This window comes from Pseudoalteromonas sp. TB64, assembly GCF_000498095.1.
In the GTDB taxonomy this organism is placed as follows: domain Bacteria; phylum Pseudomonadota; class Gammaproteobacteria; order Enterobacterales; family Alteromonadaceae; genus Pseudoalteromonas.
Genome location: NZ_AUTQ01000059.1, coordinates 1 through 5544 on the forward strand (window position 1 = coordinate 1; position 5544 = coordinate 5544).

The window sequence follows — 5544 nt, forward strand, 5'->3', positions numbered from 1 at the left end:
ATAAAGAACCAGTCTGGCCTGCCAGCACTCAGGAAGCGAAGGGTCTTGTTTTCTGGCATGCGCAGATACACTCATCTCTACTTTGAAGTCATGCTCAGAGTAAGATTCAATGACGGTGTATTGCGTGTTGCTTTTAATCGGGACCATCCAGTGCGACTGTGGGTGTTGCTTACGCCAATTAATCAGTAGCTCAGCGCTGAGATAACATCGGTCAAAAATAGTTAGACTGTTATTACTTACATGACTAAATAACTGCTTTGCGTAGTTCACCTCACCTTGATAACTGGGCCCGAAGGCAACGTGGTGTATCAACCGGCTACGCAAGGAGCTTAAGGCGCATAGGCGTACAATAGGATATTCTGTATGACGGTTTTTACTGTGCTTAATATAGTGAAAGTGCTCAGCAAGAGCAGGTGTATCAGGTGCACGAAATTGCGTTCCATCGACAGAAAATAACCGGAGTCCATACCACGTATCATCAGCATCTTCTTCTTGTGTCCAATGGGCTGCACATAGGTGAAATAAGGCTTGGAGGGGGTCGCTACTGAGGCGCTGTCTCGCTTGAGGAATAGCACTTGGAGCAACCGTATCGCCCAGGGTATCAGTGAGTGTTAAATCTAACTTCTCAACAATGTCACTAATAGAGCGGTCGCGAAAAAGACCCATTGCAATGATAAGCCAGACGACAAGCTCAGCAGGTAACTTACGTTTGCGAATACTTGCTTTATCGGTCTGCTCGAGCACATTAGAAATCCACTCAAGAGGGATATGTTTCTGAAATGTAGATAAAGAGTCAGGAGTGGCGAATATATCCGTATCAAGTAACCAATGACTAAGCATAAAAATACCCTCATAATCAAAAGATGATAAGGGTATTGTGAAGCAACCAAAAGATCGGTCAACCGATCAAAAATACCTTAACTGATCGGTGTTAACTTTTATAGTGGCTTTTTTGTGGGCTAGCTATGCAGCTGAGTTAATACTTCGCTAGGTGTTTTATTAAAGTGGCGTTTAAATTCGCGGCTAAACTGCGATGGGCTGGTATAACCTACTTTTAATGCTGCTTCGTTGGCTTTACTGCCGCTGGCAGTAATGAGTTCTTTTGCTTTAGCTAAGCGTACTTTTTTTAAGTACTGCAATGGCGACTCAAAAGTAACTTGCTTAAAGGCACGATGAAACGACGATACACTCATGTTTACATCTTCCGCTAAACCTTCAACAGTTATTTGGTTGGCATAACTACTGTGCATAGTAGAGAGCGTACGTGCTATGCGAGCATAATGTCCATCATGCATCGCAAGACCTATTAAGGTGTTGCCTTGAGGGCCGCAAAGTACGCGATATACCAATTCTTTTACTATATCTTCGCCAAATATCTCTGCCTCAAGTGGGTTATTTAACACAGTTAATAACCGATGAGTAACGAGCTCCATTGCTGTATCTAGAGTTGCGGACTGCACTGCACCAATTTGTGTTGACGACGATGACGCTAAAAGAGGCTTATGCTGCATTATTTGATTAACGAGTTTGTGTAGCATTGCAGGGTTTATATCTATGGCAATGCCCATAACGGGTAAATCGTTATCGGTAAATGCTTCACACTCTAATGGCACCGGTACGCCAAGGACTAAGTAGTCGCCTGCTCCGTATTTTATTTGATGTTCAGGAAAGTGAATTATTTTATGACCTTGCCCAACAATAATAATGCCTGAGTTATATATAAGCGGCTGACGTGATGAGCTTTTAGTTGCTCGATGAAAATACACGCCTGGAATAATAGTTTCCATGGTGCCTTCAAAGCTGAGTAATTGATTATGCTCGGCGTATTGTTGCAACATATTGGCTATGGTGGGCATAAAAGGCATCTTTAATTGAGTGTATTTTGTGTAAAATAACAACGTTGATAGTTTTAGGCAAGCTTTTGCGAGTTATTGGGCTTTTTTTATGTTTTTTTTGCCACTAATATGCACGCATCGATACTTCATTAGATACTTTGATTAGGTAACTAAGTAAAGTACTCAGCAATTAACCGTCACCTAGGAGCAAAATAATGAAATTTAGCTACGTAAATCCAACTCTCATCCAATTCGGTCAGCAACAAATTGCGGCACTATCTGATTTGATCGCAAAAGATCAAAAAGTACTTGTAGTGTACGGCGGCGGTTCAATTAAAAAGAACGGCGTGTACGACCAAGTTGCTGCAGCACTTGAAGGTTTTGATTGGGTAGAGTTTTCGGGCGTTGGCGCTAACCCAACAATTGAAGTATTAGACCAAGCAGTAAAAATTTGTAAAGAACAAGACATCGACTTTGTATTAGGCGTAGGCGGCGGTTCAGTAATCGACGGCGTCAAATACATTGCAGCGTCTGCGGTTTATGATGGCGAAGGTTGGGATATTCCTACTGGTAAGCACACTATTACTAGCGCATTACCAATTGGTGCAATACTAACATTGCCTGCAACGGGTTCAGAGTCTAACCAAAACTCAGTTGTGAGCAAAGAAGCAACGAAGCAAAAACTACCGTTTGCATCACCAGAAGTACTTCCTAAATTTGCGATTATGGACCCTGATGTAATGAAAACATTACCGCAGCGTCAACTTGTAAATGGTTTAGTAGATGCATGGGTTCATACATGTGAGCAGTACCTAACATTCCCTGAAACGGCATTGGTTCAAGAAGGTTACGCAGAGGCACTTTTAAGAACGCTTAAAACATTAGGCGACAACTTTGAAAATCAAGACGATGCATGGCGTGCAAACCTTATGTGGGCAGCTAACCAAGCACTTAATGGTTTAATTGGTTCTGGTGTATCGCAAGATTGGGCAACACACATGATTGGCCACGAGCTTACAGCTGCTTACGGCGTTGATCATGCTCGTTCACTTGCTATTGTTCAGCCTTCTTTATTACGTAACCAGTTTGCAGTTAAAAAAGCAAAACTTGAGCAGATGGGTAAAAACGTATTTGGTCTTGAGCAATCTGACGACTTAGCTGAGAAAACAATTTTAGCAATTGAAGCGTTTTACCACAGCCTTGACGTAGCGACCCAGCTTACTGAACATGGCGATGATAAAGCAGCGGCGATTGACAATATTATTAATAAACTTGAAGCGCACGGCATGCTAGCTCTTGGTGAAAACCAAGCTATTACGCTAAAAGAAAGCCGCGAAATTTTAGAGCAAGCAGTTGCTTAATTTTCAAAGCTAAGCGCTTTACTTAAACATATTAAGTAATACGTTAATAAAAAACCGTCAATCTTTTTGGTTGGCGGTTTTTTTATGATTTTTATAAACAATATGTCGCTAATTAACTAATAAAGTTTGTATTAATGTTTTTAAATGATGATAGTAAACTGTGCTCAACGGTTAAGAACAAATCTAACGTTTAAATAAATTAAAACAGGACTAAAATTCATGAAATTACTAAACACATTACTTAGCTCAAGAGCAGGCGTAGCAGCATTAATTTTACGAGTGCCAGTTGGTCTTATTTTAGCGGCGCATGGTGCACAAAAACTATTTGCTTGGTTTGGCGGTTACGGGCTTGAAGGTACAGGCCAATGGATGGCAAGTATGGGATTAGAGCCAGGTTATTGGTTAGCAATGATGGCTGGCAGCGCAGAATTTTTTGGCGGCATTGCATTGGCAATTGGTTTATTAACACGCCCAGCAGCTGTAGTTGCGGGCTTTACTATGCTGATTGCTATTTTTAGCGTACATATTAGTAATGGCTTATTTATGGCAAACAATGGCTATGAATACGCATTAACGTTACTTGTTGTGACTGTGGTTTTAGCAATTCAGGGAGCGGGAAGCTTTTCGCTTGATAATGTATTAGCTAAAAAACTAGCTAAAAAATAGAGTTTTTTAATTAAAAAATAGCGGCTAATTTGGCCGCTATTTTTGTAGGTTAACTACTAAATTATTTAGCTGAAAAAGTTAAAGAATAACTGTACTGCTTTTGCTCAAGTAAATATTCTTTATGGGTACTTGGGCTCCACGAATCATCGCCACCTACGCCCATATGTTGATGATCAATGTGTACATGTACGCAATTATCAGTAATTAGTTCGTTAGTGTGTTTCGCTTGCGTTAGCATACTTTGCGAATAAGCACTGGCTGCAAATAAAAATGCGCCAGTCACGGTTAAGTTATTAATACTCAGTAATTGGCAATCGCTACGCAGACCATTATCAGTTGGGAATATATACGGTGTATGTAGCTCATTTAAGCTCAAACTGTAATAACCTAAACGTGCCGCGGCTTTGCGATCTGGGTAGTTTTCAAAAGGTCCTAAACCCAGCCAGTTTACTTTTGTATCGCTTTGCTTGTTAAGCGTTGTACTTAGCCCTATACGCGGCATTGGCGGCAGAGTATCGTTTAAGTTTACGTCAATATTTAGGCTAATATTACCGGTATTATTTAGTGTATATAACCACTGTGTTTGAGCCTGTAGCACGCCATTAAACTCGTAATTAAATACACAAGTAATACGTACATCAACGCTTGATTGCACTGCGTGAATTGAGCTGCATGTGCGCTGCCATTGCCCTATACCTGCACGCAACCAACGTGCCTCCCATGCATTAGGGTCTAGGTTGTCTACTTCGCTTACGCCAATGTCGTTATCAAGTGGGGCACGATAAAAGTTATCAACCAGTGGGCTACTAATAACTTGAGTATCGTTTTGTAACCACTGCTCTATAAGCCCTGATTGTTGATTAAAAATAAGTTTAAACTTATCGTTTTCAATACTTAGGTGGGAGTCGGTTTCATTAACACTTATAGCGCTTTGCTTAGAGGTTGGTGTAAATGATTTATCGTTTAAATTATTACTGTTCATTAGCTTAAACTGCTCGGTATCCATAATATGTTGAGCGTTTGCAAAGTGTGAGTCGTTAATTAGTGCTACATCTAAATTAAGGTAATATTGCGCACCTTGCTCAAACGCTGTTTTAGTTTTAATCGTTAACGTGTGCGTACTTTGCGGGGCAATATTAAGTACATGCTCGCCTTGCTCAACACAGATGCCATTTTGCATTAACTGCCAAACGAGCTTTTCGTTATCGGTGTGCCTAAATACGTAATCGCTAAATACATTAATGCTGTATTGATTTTTAGTTTGCTCGCGCAGCGTAAATTGTAAATGCTGCTGGCTGTATTTAGCTTCAAACAGGCTAGGGTGCGGTGTACGATCTGGGAACAATAACCCGTTTATACAAAATTGACGGTCATTTAGTTCATCACCAAAGTCGCCGCCGTAAGCCCAGTAATGCTTACCGTTTTCGTCCGTTTTAGATAAACCTTGATCTACCCAATCCCATATAAAGCCGCCTTGCAGGCGTGGGTATTCTCTAAATGCCTGCGAGTAATCGTCAAAGCTACCTAGGCTGTTACCCATTGCATGGGCGTACTCACATAAAATAAGCGGGCGAGTTTCACCTGGTAGGCTTAGCCACTTTTTAATAGAGTATTTAGGTACCGCATCGTCTTTAATATCGGTATTTACACGAGCGTACATTGGGCAAATAATGTCGGTAGCC

General features: G+C 40.9%; 5 protein-coding genes. 2 read left to right on the forward strand and 3 right to left on the reverse strand.

The genetic code is table 11. The features are described 5' to 3' along the window. Both L647_RS0102225 and L647_RS0102230 read right to left on the reverse strand, forming a co-directional pair. On the reverse strand, positions 1-840 hold an 840-nt coding region (locus L647_RS0102225), incomplete at its 3' end, for an IS4 family transposase (RefSeq protein ID WP_024609746.1). A 119-nt stretch (positions 841-959) separates the two neighbouring features. Further along, positions 960-1856 (reverse strand): AraC family transcriptional regulator, encoded by an 897-nt coding sequence (locus tag L647_RS0102230; protein ID WP_024609747.1) that lies wholly within the window; start codon positions 1854-1856, stop codon positions 960-962. Positions 1857-2050: 194 nt separating this feature from the next. On the opposite strand from L647_RS0102230, the gene L647_RS0102235 reads away from it, so the two are divergent. Both L647_RS0102235 and L647_RS0102240 read left to right on the forward strand, forming a co-directional pair. Beyond that, positions 2051-3196: an iron-containing alcohol dehydrogenase gene (locus tag L647_RS0102235; RefSeq protein ID WP_024609748.1), complete on the forward strand. Its 1146-nt coding sequence runs from the start codon at positions 2051-2053 to the stop codon at positions 3194-3196. Positions 3197-3415: 219 nt separating this feature from the next. Continuing rightward, a complete protein-coding gene (locus L647_RS0102240; protein WP_024609749.1) occupies positions 3416-3862 on the forward strand; it encodes a DoxX family protein in 447 nt (148 codons plus the stop codon). A gap of 61 nt (positions 3863-3923) precedes the next feature. Here L647_RS0102240 and L647_RS0102245 read toward each other — a convergent pair. Then, the coding region (locus tag L647_RS0102245) for a glycoside hydrolase family 2 TIM barrel-domain containing protein (protein ID WP_024609750.1) at positions 3924-5544 on the reverse strand (1621 nt) is incomplete at its 5' end.

Bases quoted from the DNA above. Each gene is read 5' to 3' on its own strand.
- L647_RS0102230 (WP_024609747.1), bottom strand. From the start codon at position 1,856: ATGCCCACCATAGCCAATATGTTGCAACAATACGCCGAGCATAATCAA.
- L647_RS0102235 (WP_024609748.1), top strand. From the start codon at position 2,051: ATGAAATTTAGCTACGTAAATCCAACTCTCATCCAATTCGGTCAGCAA.
- L647_RS0102240 (WP_024609749.1), top strand. From the start codon at position 3,416: ATGAAATTACTAAACACATTACTTAGCTCAAGAGCAGGCGTAGCAGCA.